This window comes from Bacillus sp. 7894-2 (assembly GCF_002272225.1).
Classification (GTDB): Bacteria; Bacillota; Bacilli; order Bacillales; family Cytobacillaceae; genus Cytobacillus.
The window spans coordinates 1-16,592 of the sequence record NZ_NPDG01000132.1 but is presented as its reverse complement, the minus strand read 5'-3'; the positions used below and the strand labels follow the sequence as shown (position 1 = coordinate 16,592).

The following is a 16,592-nucleotide window of genomic DNA, read 5'->3' as shown; positions in this document are numbered from 1 at the left end:
CATAGTATTAAATGTAGGGGGTGAATGATTGGTCCAGCTTTTATTATTTTTTCTGCTCATTGGGTTATTTATTTATGGTATGACACTCTTAAGATCGGGATTATTTAATTTATCTGCCGATTCATTAAAGAATTGGCTGGCAGTTATGACTAATTCACCTTGGAAAGGCACTGTTATGGGCACAATCGTGACAGCTGTCCTGCAGAGCAGTTCAGCGGTAATGATCATAACAATCGGAATGGTTTCTGCACGGATGCTGACTTTTCCCCAGACGATTGGCATCATATTAGGAACCAACATAGGTACAACATTTACGACAGAGTTAATCACTTTTAATATTGAGTCATATATTGTTCCGCTTGCTGCTGCCGGGAGCATCCTCGCTGTAATGAAGAATAAGAGCCTGCGTAGCTCCGGTCTGGCAGTGCTTGGATTATCAGCGGTTTTTGCAGCAATGCGCGGGTTTGAATATCTTGCTGGTTCTGTGAAAGATAATGATATGGTCAACCATTGGCTGCTTACTTTGGATGGGAATTATTTATTCGCTGTGGCTGCCGGAATTGTCCTTACGGCTATCATCCAATCAAGCACAGCAACAACTGGCATTATAATGGGGTTTTTAACTGCTGGCGCAATGGATTTGGATACGGGCATTGCCATAATGCTTGGATCTAATATAGGTACATGCGTAGACGCATATTTAGCATCCATCGGTTCAGGAAAAGAAGCAAAACTGACTGCCTATGCCCATATTTGGCTGAACTGTATGGGTGTGGCGGCCTTTTATCCTTTTATTCATGCCCTTGCTGTTTTCGGTGAGAGTGCAGCCAGTTCACCGGATGTGCAGCTTGCGCATATCAGTGTTTTATTTAATGTAATATCTTCACTGCTTGTTCTTCCATTTGCAAATCAGTTTGGAAGGTTTGTCATTAGACTGCACGGCCGATAAAAAATAAAAAATGCCGGGAAATCCCGGCATTTTCTTAGTAATCCGAATCGCTTGTTAAACCGTTGACAATAGCAGCGCCGGAGCTCGCTCCGATTCTCGTTGCACCTGCTTCAATCATCTTCTGTGCATCTTCTGCGCTTCTTACTCCGCCCGAAGCTTTTACGCCAAGATCAGGTCCGACAGTTTTTCTCATTAGGGCAATATCTTCAGCAGTTGCGCCGCCTGTTGAGAATCCTGTAGATGTTTTTACAAAGTCAGCACCTGCTTTTACAGAAAGTTCACATGCTCTAACTTTTTCTTCTTCAGTCAAAAGGCAAGTTTCGATAATAACCTTGGTTAATGCTTTTCCTTTTGCAGCATCAACAACCGCACGGATGTCCCGTTCAACCAGCTCATTGTCTCCGCCTTTTAAAGCGCCAATGTTGATGACCATATCCACTTCTGTTGCACCGTTTTCAATGGCATTCTTTGTTTCAAATGCTTTTGTTTCAGGTGTGGAAGCTCCCAGCGGGAATCCGATTACAGTGCAGACCTTCACTTCGGTTCCGTTAAGCAGGTCGCTTGAGAGTTTAACCCATGTCGGATTAACACAAACAGACGCGAAATTGTATTCTTTAGCTTCCGCACAGATTTTTTCTATTTGGTCTTTTGTTGCATCGGCTTTAAGTAATGTATGATCGATCATTTTTGCTACGTTATTTGTCATTTTAACTACTCCTTTTAAAAACAGTTGTACGTACCTCTTACATAATATCACTTAGATAATAAAATATCGAGCACTATTTATATTTTTTGTAATCGTTTTCGAAAGTAGTTTTCCCAAAAGATATTAATAAATTTATCAAAAAAAAGGAACTACCCTAAGGTAATTCCTTTAGACTGCCGCCTCTTCTGTTTCGTTCAATTCATCAAGGACTCTTACAAATTGACCTTCATTGTATGGGTAGCCGGCTTTTGTGATTTTTACTTTTACGATCTGGCCGACCATTTCTTCTGTTGCCGGGAAGACGATTTTTAAATAATTGTCAGTGTATCCGACAAATAAATTGCTGTCACTGCTTTCCTTAAAGCTTTCCTCCGGGATCACTTCGAGAACTTCACCTTCGTACTGAGCTGCATATTCTTTTGCAAGCTGATCTGACAAGGCGATCAGGCGATGAACACGCTCATTTTTTACTTCTTCATCGATCTGGTCGTCCATTCTTGCCGCAGGCGTTCCAGTACGCTTTGAATACGGGAATACATGAAGCTCGGAAAATTTATGCTCTTTAATAAAGTTGTAGGTTTCCATAAATTCTTCTTCTGTTTCCCCCGGGAAGCCTACGATAACATCAGATGTAACAGCCAAGCCTGGAAGAGCTTCCTTCAAGCGCTCGAGACGCTCTGCAAAGAATTCCATGGTATACTTGCGGCGCATTCTTTTAAGGACCGTATTTGAGCCTGACTGCAGAGGAATGTGCAGATGCCTTACCACGACCTTGGACTTATCCATAACTTCAATAACTTCATCGGTAATTTGGCTGGCTTCAATTGAGGAGATTCTTAAACGTTTAAGACCTTTCACCTGATCTTCCAAATCCGTAAGAAGCATAGCCAGGTTGTAATCCTTCATGTCTTCGCCATATCCGCCTGTATGGATTCCAGTCAGGACGATTTCTTTATAGCCGGCATCAACCAGCTGCTGAGCTTGCCGGATTACTTCTTTCGGGTCTCTTGATCTCATTAAGCCGCGCGCCCAGGGAATAATACAGAATGTGCAGAAATTATTGCAGCCTTCCTGTATTTTAAGGGAAGCACGTGTCCGATCTGTAAATGCCGGCACATCGAGCTCTTCGTAGACACGGTTCTTCATGATGTTTCCGACACCATTGATTGGCTGCCGTTCTTGTTTGTATTGCTCGATATATTCAAGCATTTTTACCCGATCCTGAGTCCCTACAACAATATCAACTCCAGGGATTGCCATAATTTCGGCAGGTGAGGTTTGTGCATAACAGCCTGTTACACAGATAACGGCATCAGGGTTTTTTCTGATTGCCCTTCTGATTACCTGACGGCTTTTCTTATCACCGGTATTTGTAACCGTACATGTATTAATCACATATACATCTGAAACGGATTCGAAGTCTGTCCGTTCATATCCAGCTTCTTTGAACAGCTGCCAAATGGCTTCTGTTTCGTAATGATTGACTTTGCAGCCAAGTGTATGAAATGCAACTGCAGGCATCTATATTCACCCCATTAATTCAAAATGATAGGAAACAGCTGACAGCAAATAGAGAGGCGCTGTCTCTGTCCTTAAAATACGCGGTCCCAAACCGCAGGCAAGAAAGCCTGCTTCGAGCAGCAATGAGACTTCATTATCTGCAAGACCGCCTTCAGGTCCGAATACAACTAAAAGTGATTCTCCTTTGTTCATGGAAGAAAGTGTTTTATAGAGCACAGTGTCCTCTCCCTGTTTCGCTTCTTCCTCAAAGGCAATCAATTTATATGAATAATCAGCTGATATTTTCAGCAATGACTTTAAATCAAGCGGTGCAAGAACTTCCGGCACTATGCTCCTATGTGACTGTTCAGCAGCTTCTTTAGCAATCTTCTGCCATCTCTCTGCTTTTTTCACTGATTTCTTCGCATCCCATTTTACTACTGAACGAGCTGAAGTAAAAGGGATAAAACGGCGCGCTCCCAGCTCAGTGCCCTTTTGAATGATCCACTCCAGCTTATCCCCTTTAGGCAGTCCGCTCACAATAGTAATATCTGCAGGCAGCTCAGAAGATCCTTCAATCCATTGTACAACTTCTGCAGCCACATGTTCATCGGTAATTTCTGCAATTGAGCAAAGTGCACTATTTTGAGATGGATCGACACAGATAATTTTGCCGCCTTCTTTCATGCGCATTACCTTCACTATATGATGACGGTCTTCTCCTGTAATATGAAAGTACTTATCTTTAACTGCATTTCCTGTGAAATACCGCTGCACAATCGGCACCCTCTTCCTTACCTGTTCAAGATCCTTTCAACTGTAAAAAGGAGGGTAAGCTATTTACCCCCTTTTTACGGTATATCCAACACCGGCCCCTCTCATCCCGAGGAACCGGAGTTTTTCTAATTACTTTCTCCTTGCGACAATGGCAACCCAATCTTCCATTTGGATGGTCTCTTCTATTTCAAACCCTGCAGCGGAAATAGCATCTCTTACTTCCTGCTTCTTCTGCTGGATAATGCCTGAAGCGATGAAGTATCCGCCTTCCCTTACGACTGAGGCAACATCATCTGTAAAGCGGAGAATTACTTCTGCAAGGATGTTGGCAACGACCACATCTGCTCCCTGGCTGACACCATCGAGCAGATTCCCTTGTGATACATCCACTATATCCTGCACTTTATTCAGCTTAATATTTAATTTAGCTGAATTTACTGCGACTTCATCAAGATCAAGAGCTTTTACCTTCCCGGCACCCAGCATAGCTGCAGCAATGCTTAAGACACCCGAGCCTGTTCCTACATCTACAACATTATCACCCTGTTTTACTGTTCTTTCAAGGGCCTGGATACACATAACCGTTGTGGGGTGTGTCCCAGTTCCAAAGGCCATGCCCGGGTCAAGCTCTATGATAAGTTCATCACTGCTGACAGGTGTATAATCCTCCCAGGTTGGGACAATGGTGAAGCGTTCTGAAATTTTTACGGGGTTATAGTATTTTTTCCAGGCAGTAGCCCATTCTTCTTCATTTACCTCACTAATGCTGACTTTATTTGCGCCAATATCGATGTTAAATAAAATGAGGTTATTGATTGCTTCTTTAATTTCATCAACGGTTTCCCCAAGGAAACTGTTTACTGGCAAATATGCTTTTACAATAACGCCTTCCTCAGGATAGTCCTGCGGATTGAGCTGGTAGATTTCACCGAATTGATCCTTTCTTTCTTTTACAAGTTCTAAAGGATCCTCTATTACAACTCCGCTTGCTCCGGCTTCATGCAAAATATTCGAAATCGGTTCAACAGCTTCATTTGCAGTATGAATACTGATTTCTGACCATTTCACTACTACCAACTCCCATTCCTTTATTCACCTTTAAAGGCTCGTTTTACTTTAGAAAAAAAACTTTCTTCATGTTCTCCCTGCGGGACTGTTCCGCTGACTTCAGCAAACTCGCTTAAAAGCTGCTTCTGTTTTTCGGTCAGCTTTGTCGGAGTAATGACACGAACAATAATGTGCTGATCTCCTGTTCCGTATCCTCTTACATTTGGTACACCTTTTCCTTTCAGACGGAATTTGGTTCCTGTCTGAGTGCCTGAAGGGACTTTAAGTTTTACTTTCCCATGCAGTGTCGGCACTTCGATTTCATCGCCAAGGGCAGCCTGCACAAATGTTATAGGCATTTCACAATAAACATCATCGCCATCACGCTCAAAGAACTCATGAGACCGCACATGGAATACAACATAAAGGTCGCCTGGAGGTCCTCCGTTAAAACCTGGTTCCCCCTGGCCTGCTACGCGAAGCTGCTGGCCATCATCAATGCCTGCAGGAATTTTCACGTGTATCTTTCTGCGTTTTTGCACTTTACCTGCTCCACGGCAGGTTGTGCACTTCTCTTTAATTTCTTTACCGGTACCATTACAGTAGTGGCAAACTCTTCTATTTACGATCTTGCCAAATGGCGTATTTTGTTCAACATTCAACTGACCTGACCCATGACAATGACGGCATGTTTCCGGCTTAGTTCCCGGCTTCGCTCCTGAACCGCTGCAGGTCTCACATGTCTCTTCTCGCGGAATTTCAATATCGGTCTCTTTGCCGAATACTGCTTCCTCAAAGGTTAAGGACATGGTGTACTGCAAGTCTGCACCCTGTCTTGGGGCGTTAGGATCACGCCGGCGTGATCCGCCTCCTCCGAAGAAGGTGCTGAAAATGTCTTCGAATCCGCCGAAACCTTCAAAACCGGCTCCTCCAAAGCCCTGATTAGGGTCCGTATGGCCAAATTGATCATAATGCGATTTTTTCTGATCGTCGCTTAGGACTTCATATGCTTCTTTAACTTCCTTGAACTTCTCGTCTGCATCAGGCTCTTTGTTGATATCAGGATGATATTTTTTTGAAAGCTTTCGATAAGCCTTCTTAATTTCATCCTTGGATGCACCCTTGCTGATTCCGAGAACCTCATAGTAATCCCTTTTACTCATGATTACCACTCTCCCCGATTCATTTCACATAAAGATTATTGTATCAAAAATAAAAGCCAAAGCCAAGAAAGACCTGACTTTGACTTAAAAGATTCAGAAATTATTTATCGTCTTTAACTTCTTCGAACTCAGCATCTACAACGTTATCGTCATCATTTTTGTTTTCAGCACCTTCTGCGCCCTGAGCTCCCTGAGCAGCCTGAGCCTGCTCATAAAGCTTCATTGTTAACGCCTGGACAACTTCCTGTAAAGCATCTTTCTTAGTACGGATTTCATCCAGATCGTTCTTCTCAATTGCAGCTTTTAGTGCATCTTTAGCTTCATTTGCTTTGTTCACTTCTGCTTCATCCACTTTGCCTTCAAGATCTTTTAGAGTCTTTTCAGTAGTGAATACCAGCTGGTCCGCTTCATTGCGGAGTTCAACTTCTTCTTTACGCTTCTTATCAGCTTCAGCATTTTCTTCAGCTTCTCTTACCATTTTTTCAATTTCCTCATCAGATAATCCTGTTGATGATTTGATTGTGATGGCTTGCTCTTTGTTTGTGCCAAGGTCTTTAGCGCGTACGTTTACAATACCATTTTTATCGATATCAAAAGACACTTCGATCTGAGGCACACCGCGCGGAGCTGGAGGAATATCCCCTAGCTGGAAACGGCCAAGTGTTTTGTTATCCGCTGCCATTGGGCGTTCCCCTTGAAGGACATGGATATCAACAGCAGACTGATTATCAGCAGCAGTTGAGAACACCTGGGATTTTGATGTTGGAATAGTTGTATTGCGTTCAATCAGCTTAGTGAACACTCCGCCCATTGTTTCAATTCCAAGAGACAAAGGTGTTACGTCCAGAAGGACAACATCCTTAACATCACCAGTGATGACACCGCCCTGAATAGCTGCACCCATAGCTACAACCTCATCAGGGTTAACTCCTCTGTGCGGTTCTTTTCCTGTTTCTTTTTTGATTGCTTCCTGTACAGCCGGAATACGTGTTGAACCGCCGACAAGGATAACTTTATCGATTTCTGAAGGAGTCAAACCAGCATCCTTCAATGCCTGGCGTGTAGGTCCCATTGTACGTTCAACAAGATCTGCTGACAGCTCTTCAAATTTAGCTCTTGAAAGTGTTACTTCCAGGTGTAAAGGTCCAGCTTCCCCGGCAGTGATGAACGGAAGTGAAATTTGTGTTGAAGTTACACCGGAAAGATCCTTTTTCGCTTTTTCAGCAGCATCTTTTAAACGCTGCAGAGCCATTTTATCTTTAGAAAGATCGATGCCGTTCTCTTTTTTGAATTGATCAACGAGGTAATCAATAATTACCTGGTCAAAATCATCACCGCCAAGACGGTTATCCCCGGCAGTGGATTTTACTTCGAATACACCATCGCCAAGTTCAAGGATAGAGACGTCAAAAGTACCGCCGCCAAGGTCATAAACAAGAATTGTCTGGTCTTCATCCATTTTATCCAGTCCATATGCCAACGCTGCGGCAGTCGGTTCGTTGATGATTCGTTCAACTTCCAAGCCGGCAATTCGGCCTGCATCCTTTGTTGCCTGACGCTCAGCATCGTTGAAATATGCTGGAACTGTGATTACCGCTTTAGTAACCTTCTCGCCAAGATAGTCTTCTGCATAAGATTTCAAATATTGAAGAATAATAGCAGAAACCTCTTGTGGAGAAAATTCCTTTCCTTCAACCTCTGTTTTATGATCTGTACCCATATGGCGTTTAACGGACATGATCGTGTTCGGGTTTGTAATAGACTGGCGCTTTGCCACCTCACCAACCTGACGCTCGCCGTTCTTAAACGCTACAACTGATGGTGTTGTACGGTTGCCTTCCGGATTTGGAATTACTTTCGGTTCGCCGCCTTCAAGTACAGCGACACATGAGTTTGTTGTACCTAAATCGATTCCGATAATTTTGCTCATGTTCTTTGCCTCCCCAAATATGTAGTTATTGATTTACTTTAACCATTGATGGACGAATGATCCGATCCTTTAGCTTGTAGCCTTTTTGGAATTCCTCGACCACGGTATTGGAATCAAAATTCTCATCTTCTACCTGCATAACAGCCTGGTGCATATGAGGGTCGAATTCTTTCCCAACTGCCTCAATCTGTTCTGCGCCTTCTTTTTTAATAGCCTCCACTAAGCTTCGATAAACCATTTCCATTCCTTGTAGAATAGATTTAGCCTGTTCATTTCCAGCTTCCATTTGAAGTGCTCTTTCAAAATTGTCTAGCGCAGGCAGCAAATCAGAGATTAAGCTTTGTGCTCTATATTTTTCAGACGCTTCAAGGTCCAGCCTTGCACGGCGCCGTGAATTTTCAAAATCAGCCTGAAGACGGTAGATGCGATTTTCAGCCTCTTCCAGCTTACCTTCCAATTCAGCTATTTTTACATTTGCTGCTGTAAGGTCTGAATCAGTTCCCTCATCAGGATCTGCTTCTGCTTCATGAGACTCTGCAAATACCTCTTCAATAGGAGCCTCATTTTCAGTTCCTTCAGGTTCGTTGGTTTGTTCATTTAATTCATGGCTCAATGTCTCTTTCTCTTCTGCCAACATGTTCACCTCCCTTAAAGAATAGCTGGATTATAAAATAAAAAACATAAGGAAAGGAGTGGAAAGGTTTTTCCACCCTTAATCAATATCTCCACCATCATCTGTTTTGATACAACTTGGATAAAACAGATGATAAGTCTGCACTGATATAGTTCAATAAGCTGATGACTCTTGAATACTCCATTCTGGTAGGGCCCAGAATGGCAATTGTGCCGAGCTGTTCGGTGCCGATTGAATAGCTTGCTGTTATCAGACTGCAGTTTTCCATTGCTAAATTATTATTTTCCCGGCCGATTTTGATATTGATCCCTGACTTGTTTTTACTGAGTAAATCATATATGCCTTTTTCCTGCTCAATCATATTCATAAGGTTTTTAACCTTTTCAATATCATGAAACTCCGGCTGGCTGAGCATATTTGTTTTACCGCCAAAGAAAAGCTTATCATAGGCCGGTATCTTTATTGTATCGGCAATTGAATTCAGCATTACATCATAATTATTGATATGATGCCTTAAAAGCACGGCAACCTCTTTATATAACTTATTGTTCAGACTTTCCAATGGCGCACCGGCAAGACGGTCATTAAGGATATTCACGACCTTTTCCAAATCACCTGCATCAATATTTTCCGGCAAGTGGAACATTCTGTTTTCCACATGGCCTGTATCTGTGATAATAATTGCTATCGCTGTTTCTTTATTCAAAGGAACAATCTGAATTCTCTTCAGTTTGTTATCCCTTACTGCTGGCCCAAGGACTATGGATGTATAATTAGTCAGCTCAGATAGAATTTTTGCCGATTTTTGAACAATTTTCTCCAGCTCATAAATTCTTTCAGCAAAGATCGATTGTACTTTGTGGATATCATGCTGATTTAATTTTTGCGGGGATAAAAGGTGATCCACATAGTAGCGGTACCCTTTTTCAGATGGAATCCTCCCCGATGAGGTGTGTGTTTTCTCAATAAACCCAAGTTCCTCTAAATCAGCCATCTCATTTCTGATCGTTGCGGAACTAAAAGAAATTTCTTCTTTTTTCGACAGAGTTCTCGACCCTACAGGCTGTGCAGTATGAATAAAATCATCAACAATTACTTGAAAAATTAATAATTGACGATCAGTTAACACAGTTATCACCTCTGTTAGCACTCTTTGTCCCCGAGTGCTAATTCTACTAATAAATTATCAAATCATACGTGCAGTGTCAATAATTTGGCTTCCTTTTTTCCTGAAGCAATCCTCAGGCAGATTACCCTATAAAGGACTGAAATACTTCATTTCCAAGAAATCGTCCTCGTCTTGTCAATTTAATATGCTCTTCCCCGGCAATAATTAATTTTTTATCGGTGTGCTGTTTTATCTGAACTTCAAAATGCTCCAGCGGGTTTTTGCCAAATTTCTCTTTAAAACGACTAATTGAGACACCTTCAGTTTTTCTCAGTCCAAGGAACATTTCCTCTTCCATCTGTTCTTCCAGAGGCACCCTATGTTCTTCAAGGATCGGAAGCTGGCCCTTTTCAATTGGCTCCATATATTTTTTCAGAGGTCCGTGGTTTGAACGACGAAGCCCATTAACATAGCCATGCGCACCTGCCCCAAAGCCGAAGTACCATTCATTATCCCAATAAGTGATATTATGCTTGCTCTCATAGCCAGGCTTGGCAAAATTGCTGATTTCATATTGGGCAAATCCATGTTTGTCCATTTGCTCTATTAATAAGTCATACATTTCAGCTTCCACATCTTCTCCGGGTGTCGGCAGTTTCCCTCTTCTCATCAAATTATAGAATACCGTCTTGGGCTCAATGATCAAAGAATAGCCTGAATAATGATCAATATCCAAGGTAAATGATGTTTCAAGTGTATCTTTAAAGTCCTGAAGTGTTTGACCGGGAAGACTGTATATCAGATCGATGCTGATGTTATCGAAACCTACTTGTTTAGCAGCTGCAATTGACTGAAAAACATCTTTTGCCCGGTGTGACCTCCCAATTCTTTTTAAGAGTTCATCGTTGAAGGTCTGGACACCAAAGCTGAGCCTGTTGACTCCGGCATCATGCAATATTTGAAGCTTTTCCTTAGAGAGATCTCCCGGATTAGCTTCAAATGTATATTCTGTGAAAGAGTCATAGGGCAGCTGGCGTTTAATTGTGCTGCAAAGCTGTTCAAGCTGTTTCCCGTTCAGCGCAGTGGGTGTCCCGCCCCCTACAAAGATAGAGTCCAGGCGCGCTGCCGGTGTTTCTTTCAAAGCAAGATCCATCTCTTTATCAAGAGAGTCAAGATATTCTCCAACCGGCTGGTTCTTCAAATACACTTTATTAAAATCACAGTAATGGCAGATATGTTCACAAAAGGGGATGTGTATATAAGCTGCTTTAATCATTTATTTCACTACTTTCATCATTCAATCAACATTCATATACAGCAGTTTCCTAAATAAAAAGAGGCTAGTGCTGTTATTATTATGACAGCATATCTAACCTCTTAAAACAAATCAAATATTTTACTTTTTAGGGGTATTATCGTCCATCTTCAAAACGGCCATGAAAGCTTCCTGCGGAACTTCAACAGAACCAACCTGCTTCATCCGCTTTTTACCTTCTTTCTGCTTCTCCAATAATTTACGCTTACGGGAAATGTCTCCGCCGTAACATTTAGCCAATACATTTTTTCTGATGGCTTTAATGGTTGAGCGGGCTACAATTTTCTGGCCCACCGCAGCTTGAATAGGAACCTCAAACTGCTGACGGGGAATTAGCTCTTTTAACTTCTCAACGATAACTTTTCCTCTTTCATAAGCAAAATCCCTATGAACGATGAAGCTCAATGCGTCTACCTTTTCTGCATTTAACAGAATATCCATCTTAACAAGTTTCGATGGCTTGTATCCAATTAATTCATAATCAAAAGAGGCATATCCTTTTGTATTGGATTTCAGCTGATCAAAGAAGTCATAAACAATTTCCGATAAAGGTAATTCATAGATAATGTTAACTCTGGTTTCATCCATGTATTGCATATCAATAAAGATGCCGCGCTTTAGCTGACAAAGTTCCATAATGGCACCCACATAATCATTCGGGGCCATCATTGTAGCTTTTACATAAGGTTCTTCAACACGGTCAATCTTCTGAGGGTCAGGCATATTGGAAGGGTTATCCACTTTAACCTCAGTGCCGTCTGTCATGATAACATCATAGATAACACTAGGTGCTGTTGTAATCAGATCAATTTTGAATTCACGCTCAATGCGCTCCTGAATGATTTCCATGTGAAGCAATCCAAGGAAACCGCAGCGGAATCCAAAGCCGAGTGCCTGGGAAGTTTCCGGTTCAAACTGCAGGGCAGAGTCATTCAGCTCCAGCTTTTCAAGCGCTTCACGCAGGTCATTGAACTTAGCGCTATCAATTGGATAAAGTCCGCAATAAACCATCGGGTTCATCTTTCTGTATCCAGGTAGAGCTTCTGCAGCACCGTTTTTCGCGCTTGTAATGGTATCACCCACACGTGTATCCCCAACATTTTTGATTGCAGCAGTCAAAAACCCTACGTCTCCAACTGACAATTCAGGCAATGGCGTTGATTTTGGCGTAAACACGCCAACCTCTGTGACTTCAAACTCTTTGCCGGTTGCCATCATTTTAACTTTATCCCCTACTTTTACCGTACCCTCGACCACACGGATATAGGCTACTACACCCCGGTAGGCATCATAAAGGGAATCAAATATAAGAGCCTTTAATGGGGCATCCGGATCCCCTACTGGAGCAGGTACTTTTTCAACGACCTGTTCAAGAATTTCTTCTATTCCGATTCCAGCCTTTGCTGAAGTCAGTACTGCTTCAGATGCATCCAGGCCGATAACTTCTTCGATCTCATTTCGAACCCTTTCCGGATCCGCACTTGGCAAGTCGATCTTATTAATAATTGGAAGAATCTCAAGATCGTTATCCAGTGCCAGATAAACATTGGCAAGAGTTTGCGCTTCAATACCCTGAGCTGCATCCACAACCAGAATGGCTCCTTCACATGCTGCAAGGCTTCGGGATACTTCATATGTAAAATCGACGTGTCCCGGCGTATCTATTAAATGGAAAGTGTATATTTCTCCATCTTTCGCTTTATAATTTAACTGAACGGAATTCAGCTTGATCGTAATGCCGCGCTCCCTTTCAAGATCCATGGAATCAAGGAGCTGGTCCTTCATTTCGCGTGAAGTCAGCGCATTGGTTTTTTCAAGAATTCTGTCGGCCAAAGTCGACTTACCATGATCAATATGGGCGATGATCGAAAAATTCCTAATTTTCTCTTGCCTTTTTAGTCTCTCTTCTCTGTTCATTGTTTATTATTTCAACTCCTACTATAGAAAAGCGCAAGCGCCTTAAACAGGCGCCTGGAGCTAAGTGTGATCAATTTTAAAATAGTCCTTTTAGTTTATACACTATTTTTGATTATATCAGTAGGTTTGTGAAGATTCAATGCTAAGCTTTAAGCCGCTAATTTTCCAAAAAAATAAGGCTGCCCACCTGAGCAGCCTATTTCCCTGTTATTAAGTCTGTGATGATTGCGACCGATTTTTCTGTAAGCTCTGATATGCCTTCGGATATGCTTTTTCCTAAGGAAGAAAAGAAATTATATGCTTTCATTTCTTCAAGTTTTTCCCTTTTCTTCTGAAGATCATGGCTTGACACATCACTCCCCAGGACAGAAGCCTGGACTTCGCCTTCGTTGGTTTCTTTTATGGTCAGGGCACTTTTGAAATCTCCGTCATGGAATCCCTTCATTCTGTGAATTCCTTCATTTGCCTGCTGCATTCCGAATAACACTGAGACAAACATAAGCGCTGCCAGAAAAAGAGCTTTAAGCATAAACATTTTCATTCCGCATCATCCTATTACTAGTTCTTTTCTGATTCATCGCCAGCCGGTGAATTCACTTCCTCGGCCTGCCAATAATATTCACTGAACACTTCCGCGAGTGCTTCGGCCGAACGGTTTAACTCCTCAAACGTATTATCGACTCCCCCAAACTCAATGAGTATGGCATTGCCTGATAAATCCTGATTGAAGTTGCCATTTGTACCTGCGCCTTCTTTTTTCATTATTCCCCTGCTTAATCCTTTGTACTTGACACTCAGTCTATCATGCAGCTCTTTAGCAAATTTTAAGTTCTTTTCATAATTTGGATTATTTCCTCCAATGATAAAAGCCAGCTTGGCATAAGACTCTCCGTTAATTTCTTTTGTAGTATCTTTTTTTCTTTTTGAATCACGGTGAATATCGATTAAATAAGCCAGATCCCGATTGGAAGTGATTGCTGCCTGGACTACCTCTCTGGATTCCTGATAGGAGCGTCCATATGTTAAGCCCTTTTTGTTTAAATTCCCCTGAATATCCGTTTTATCCACAAAGGTGCCTATTCCTTTGCTCTCCATCTCTTCCTTAAGCTTGTCACCGATTTTAGTAATATTAATTTTTGAATGGTAGGCAGCATCAGGGTTGGTGACACCCTTCAGATACGGAAGATAGGATTCAGTATTATGCGAAAAGTATACATAGACAGGTTTTTTATCACCTGTTGATACCGGCGGGGCGTTTGACTGCTTTTTATCCCCAGAAGGCTCAAGCCCTTCGGTGTTTTGCAGGGATGCCTCCTGTTCGGCCATAAGTACTTCTAAAGGAGGAGAAGATTCTACTGGCATGTTTGTATAATCTGTTCCTTCACCTGCAACCAGGATTTTACTGTCATAAATCGAGAAAAAAGGAAGCTCCCTTCCCAGAAGACTTCTGGGATCATCCAAATTGACATTCGTGGATAGCTTAAAAATTAAATTCGCAAAGCCCGGGGGAGAACTGCTTTCAGAAACTCCCTGGAGAAATGAGTGATTTTCCCATCCGAGAAAATGATAAAGCATTTCTCCTGTCAGGCTGTTCGCGGCAGAATTTACTGAAGAAGAACTGATTCGATATTCAGGCTTTAAGGAAGTTAATGCTCCGCTTATGGAAAATATCATAAATAGAAAAAGCAGAAACCCGCCAATAGCCTTCAAAAGGCTTGTCCCTTGGATAGTTACTACAAGTCCGTTCGTTTTAAAAGGTTTCATTGTTCCACCTCTCCTTGCTAGTCTAGTAAATGTTATGACTTTGCTAGAGAAGATAGAACAGGATATTTTCTATCTTGTATAAAATCCGGCATTATCCTGATTCACTTTCTGGTGGAGCGCTGCGTTCAAGCCGTTGGCAATTAAGTTTGACATATCTTCAATAAATACATCCACTTCCTTTGGCGTCACCATTAGGTTATGACCCAAAGGCGAGAGTACTTCATAAATAAGCTTACGCTTCTCCTCTTCAGGCAAGGTTCCGATCATGCCAAGGAAGGTTTTTCGATGATGCTCCTCCGGCAGATCCTCATCTGTCAGCTTTTTCTTCTCCCCAAAAGTCATTCCTGCAGGAGCCAAGGCACGCGATGGACGGCCGCCTTCTTTCATTTCCTTGCCGAAATGCTTCAGGATGTAATCAATTGTATCGCTTGTGATGGATACGGCATCGACTACTGTTGGGATGCCAATCGCTATGACAGGTATTCCTAAAGTCTCTTTACTGATTTCTTTTCGTTTATTCCCTACACCAGAACCAGGGTGAATCCCTGTATCCGAAATTTGAATGGTAGAATTGACTCTTTCAATTGATCGGGAAGCAAGAGCGTCGATCGCAATGACAAAGTCGGGCTTTGTTTTTTCAACAATGCCATGAATGATGTCACTTGTTTCAATTCCTGTCAGGCCCATCACCCCTGGAGAAATAGCACTGACCGGCCGGTAGCCTTCTTCTACGCTTTCAGGCTGCAGCTGATAGAGATGTCTTGTTACAAGCAGATTTTCGCAGACTTGCGGCCCCAATGCGTCGGGAGTGACATTCCAATTGCCCAGTCCCACTATTAAACAGGATGCATCTTCATTAATGCCCAGCTGTTTTATAAATTGGGAAAATTCACTTGCAAATACAGTCTCCACTTTGTGCTGCAGCTCCGTATCCTGCTGTCGTATGCCCGTCACTTCGAGGGTCAGATATTTGCCCTCTTTTTTCCCTAATGCTTCTGCTCCTTGCTTTGTTACTTCAACAAAGGAAATTTTAATATCGTTTTCTTCTTTTTCTTTAATTATGACGCCTTCTATTTGGGAAAGATTCTCCTGCTCGTGAACATTTTCTTTCTGCCTTCCGGAAATCACCATTTCCCTTGCTTCAATGGCAAGATCCGTCCGAACTGAGTACTGGCTTAAATCTATTGATTCCTTCACATGTATCCCTCACAATCTCAGCTTATTAGGTTGGAAAATAACAGACTAAAATTCAGATATATCCTATCTTTGCCTTTAAAATGCAAAATCATGCAGAAAAAGAATGAACTTCCCGATTTAACCCTCAGTAATTTTGAGTACAGAGTATTGCATTATGGCTCCGTGTTTGATAAAATATCACTTGTTCTGAATTTGTTAATGAACGTGAATGTCGAGTTATAGAATCTCGATGCTTTTTCAGGAGGTGAATGGAATGCCAAACATTAAATCTGCTATCAAGCGTGTTAAAACTAACGAAGCTCGCAAAGCTCAAAACGCTACTGTTAAATCAGGAATGCGTACAGCTGTTAAGAAGGTTGATGCTGCAATCGTAAACAACGATTCTGCTGCTGCAACTGAATCTTTCGCTGATGCTGCTCGTAAACTGGACAAAGCTGCTGCAAAAGGTCTAATCCACAAAAATGCTGCTGCCCGTAAAAAGTCTCGTTTAATGAAAAAAATGAACTCTTTAAATGCGTAATGTTTAAAGATATCGGCTATCTTAAGGGATAGCCTTTTATTTTACATAAAAAAGCGGTCCAATTG

Annotated in this window: 15 protein-coding genes; 2 read left to right on the top strand and 13 right to left on the bottom strand. The window is 42.0% G+C overall.

Annotated elements, in window-relative coordinates:
• The first annotated feature begins 28 nt into the window (after positions 1-28).
• A complete protein-coding gene (locus CHI10_RS18370; RefSeq protein WP_095245645.1) occupies positions 29-949 on the top strand; it encodes a Na/Pi symporter in 921 nt (306 codons plus the stop codon).
• 34 nt (positions 950-983) lie between these two features.
• Here the strand turns inward: CHI10_RS18370 and deoC are convergent, their stop codons facing one another.
• The 13 genes from deoC to gpr all read right to left on the bottom strand — a co-directional run bounded on the left by deoC (position 984) and on the right by gpr (position 16,007).
• A complete protein-coding gene (gene deoC, locus CHI10_RS18365) occupies positions 984-1,655 on the bottom strand; it encodes a deoxyribose-phosphate aldolase (RefSeq protein WP_095245644.1) in 672 nt (223 codons plus the stop codon).
• A 168-nt stretch (positions 1,656-1,823) separates the two neighbouring features.
• Entirely contained in the window at positions 1,824-3,176 is a 1,353-nt protein-coding gene (mtaB, locus tag CHI10_RS18360; protein ID WP_095245643.1) for a tRNA (N(6)-L-threonylcarbamoyladenosine(37)-C(2))-methylthiotransferase MtaB, read from the bottom strand.
• A 6-nt stretch (positions 3,177-3,182) separates the two neighbouring features.
• Entirely contained in the window at positions 3,183-3,932 is a 750-nt protein-coding gene (locus tag CHI10_RS18355; RefSeq protein WP_095245642.1) for a 16S rRNA (uracil(1498)-N(3))-methyltransferase, read from the bottom strand.
• Positions 3,933-4,061: 129 nt separating this feature from the next.
• Positions 4,062-5,000 (bottom strand): 50S ribosomal protein L11 methyltransferase, encoded by a 939-nt coding sequence (gene prmA / locus CHI10_RS18350; RefSeq protein ID WP_095245641.1) that lies wholly within the window; start codon positions 4,998-5,000, stop codon positions 4,062-4,064.
• A gap of 20 nt (positions 5,001-5,020) precedes the next feature.
• Positions 5,021-6,142 carry a molecular chaperone DnaJ gene (dnaJ, locus tag CHI10_RS18345; protein WP_095245640.1) on the bottom strand — a complete coding sequence of 374 codons (1,122 nt, stop codon included), beginning with the start codon at positions 6,140-6,142 and terminating at the stop codon, positions 5,021-5,023.
• 100 nt (positions 6,143-6,242) lie between these two features.
• Complete coding sequence (dnaK, locus tag CHI10_RS18340; RefSeq protein WP_095245639.1) at positions 6,243-8,072, bottom strand: molecular chaperone DnaK; 1,830 nt, start codon at positions 8,070-8,072, stop codon at positions 6,243-6,245.
• Positions 8,073-8,097: 25 nt separating this feature from the next.
• Positions 8,098-8,709 carry a nucleotide exchange factor GrpE gene (gene grpE / locus CHI10_RS18335; RefSeq protein WP_095245638.1) on the bottom strand — a complete coding sequence of 204 codons (612 nt, stop codon included), beginning with the start codon at positions 8,707-8,709 and terminating at the stop codon, positions 8,098-8,100.
• 94 nt (positions 8,710-8,803) lie between these two features.
• Positions 8,804-9,835 carry a heat-inducible transcriptional repressor HrcA gene (gene hrcA, locus CHI10_RS18330; RefSeq protein WP_095245637.1) on the bottom strand — a complete coding sequence of 344 codons (1,032 nt, stop codon included), beginning with the start codon at positions 9,833-9,835 and terminating at the stop codon, positions 8,804-8,806.
• Between the two features lie 121 nt (positions 9,836-9,956).
• Complete coding sequence (gene hemW / locus CHI10_RS18325) at positions 9,957-11,090, bottom strand: radical SAM family heme chaperone HemW (protein ID WP_095245636.1); 1,134 nt, start codon at positions 11,088-11,090, stop codon at positions 9,957-9,959.
• A gap of 120 nt (positions 11,091-11,210) precedes the next feature.
• Positions 11,211-13,046, bottom strand: a complete 1,836-nt coding sequence (gene lepA / locus CHI10_RS18320) for a translation elongation factor 4 (protein ID WP_095245635.1) — start codon at positions 13,044-13,046, stop codon at positions 11,211-11,213.
• A 196-nt stretch (positions 13,047-13,242) separates the two neighbouring features.
• Positions 13,243-13,587 carry a YqxA family protein gene (locus CHI10_RS18315; protein ID WP_095245634.1) on the bottom strand — a complete coding sequence of 115 codons (345 nt, stop codon included), beginning with the start codon at positions 13,585-13,587 and terminating at the stop codon, positions 13,243-13,245.
• Positions 13,588-13,604: 17 nt separating this feature from the next.
• Positions 13,605-14,810 carry a stage II sporulation protein P gene (spoIIP, locus tag CHI10_RS18310; protein WP_095245633.1) on the bottom strand — a complete coding sequence of 402 codons (1,206 nt, stop codon included), beginning with the start codon at positions 14,808-14,810 and terminating at the stop codon, positions 13,605-13,607.
• A 69-nt stretch (positions 14,811-14,879) separates the two neighbouring features.
• On the bottom strand, positions 14,880-16,007 hold the full coding sequence (gene gpr, locus CHI10_RS18305; protein WP_095245632.1) for a GPR endopeptidase: 1,128 nt from the start codon (positions 16,005-16,007) through the stop codon (positions 14,880-14,882).
• 253 nt (positions 16,008-16,260) lie between these two features.
• Here gpr and rpsT point away from each other — a divergent pair, with 253 nt between their 5' ends.
• Entirely contained in the window at positions 16,261-16,527 is a 267-nt protein-coding gene (gene rpsT, locus CHI10_RS18300) for a 30S ribosomal protein S20 (RefSeq protein ID WP_095245631.1), read from the top strand.
• The last annotated feature ends 65 nt before the right edge of the window (positions 16,528-16,592 follow it).

Coding starts and splice junctions, on each gene's coding strand:
- rpsT (WP_095245631.1), top strand. CDS start 16,261: ATGCCAAACATTAAATCTGCTATCAAGCGTGTTAAAACTAACGAAGCT.
- spoIIP (WP_095245633.1), bottom strand. CDS start 14,810: ATGAAACCTTTTAAAACGAACGGACTTGTAGTAACTATCCAAGGGACA.
- grpE (WP_095245638.1), bottom strand. CDS start 8,709: ATGTTGGCAGAAGAGAAAGAGACATTGAGCCATGAATTAAATGAACAA.
- CHI10_RS18315 (WP_095245634.1), bottom strand. CDS start 13,587: ATGAAAATGTTTATGCTTAAAGCTCTTTTTCTGGCAGCGCTTATGTTT.
- dnaK (WP_095245639.1), bottom strand. CDS start 8,072: ATGAGCAAAATTATCGGAATCGATTTAGGTACAACAAACTCATGTGTC.
- dnaJ (WP_095245640.1), bottom strand. CDS start 6,142: ATGAGTAAAAGGGATTACTATGAGGTTCTCGGAATCAGCAAGGGTGCA.
- deoC (WP_095245644.1), bottom strand. CDS start 1,655: ATGACAAATAACGTAGCAAAAATGATCGATCATACATTACTTAAAGCC.
- mtaB (WP_095245643.1), bottom strand. CDS start 3,176: ATGCCTGCAGTTGCATTTCATACACTTGGCTGCAAAGTCAATCATTAC.
- lepA (WP_095245635.1), bottom strand. CDS start 13,046: ATGAACAGAGAAGAGAGACTAAAAAGGCAAGAGAAAATTAGGAATTTT.
- hemW (WP_095245636.1), bottom strand. CDS start 11,090: ATGATTAAAGCAGCTTATATACACATCCCCTTTTGTGAACATATCTGC.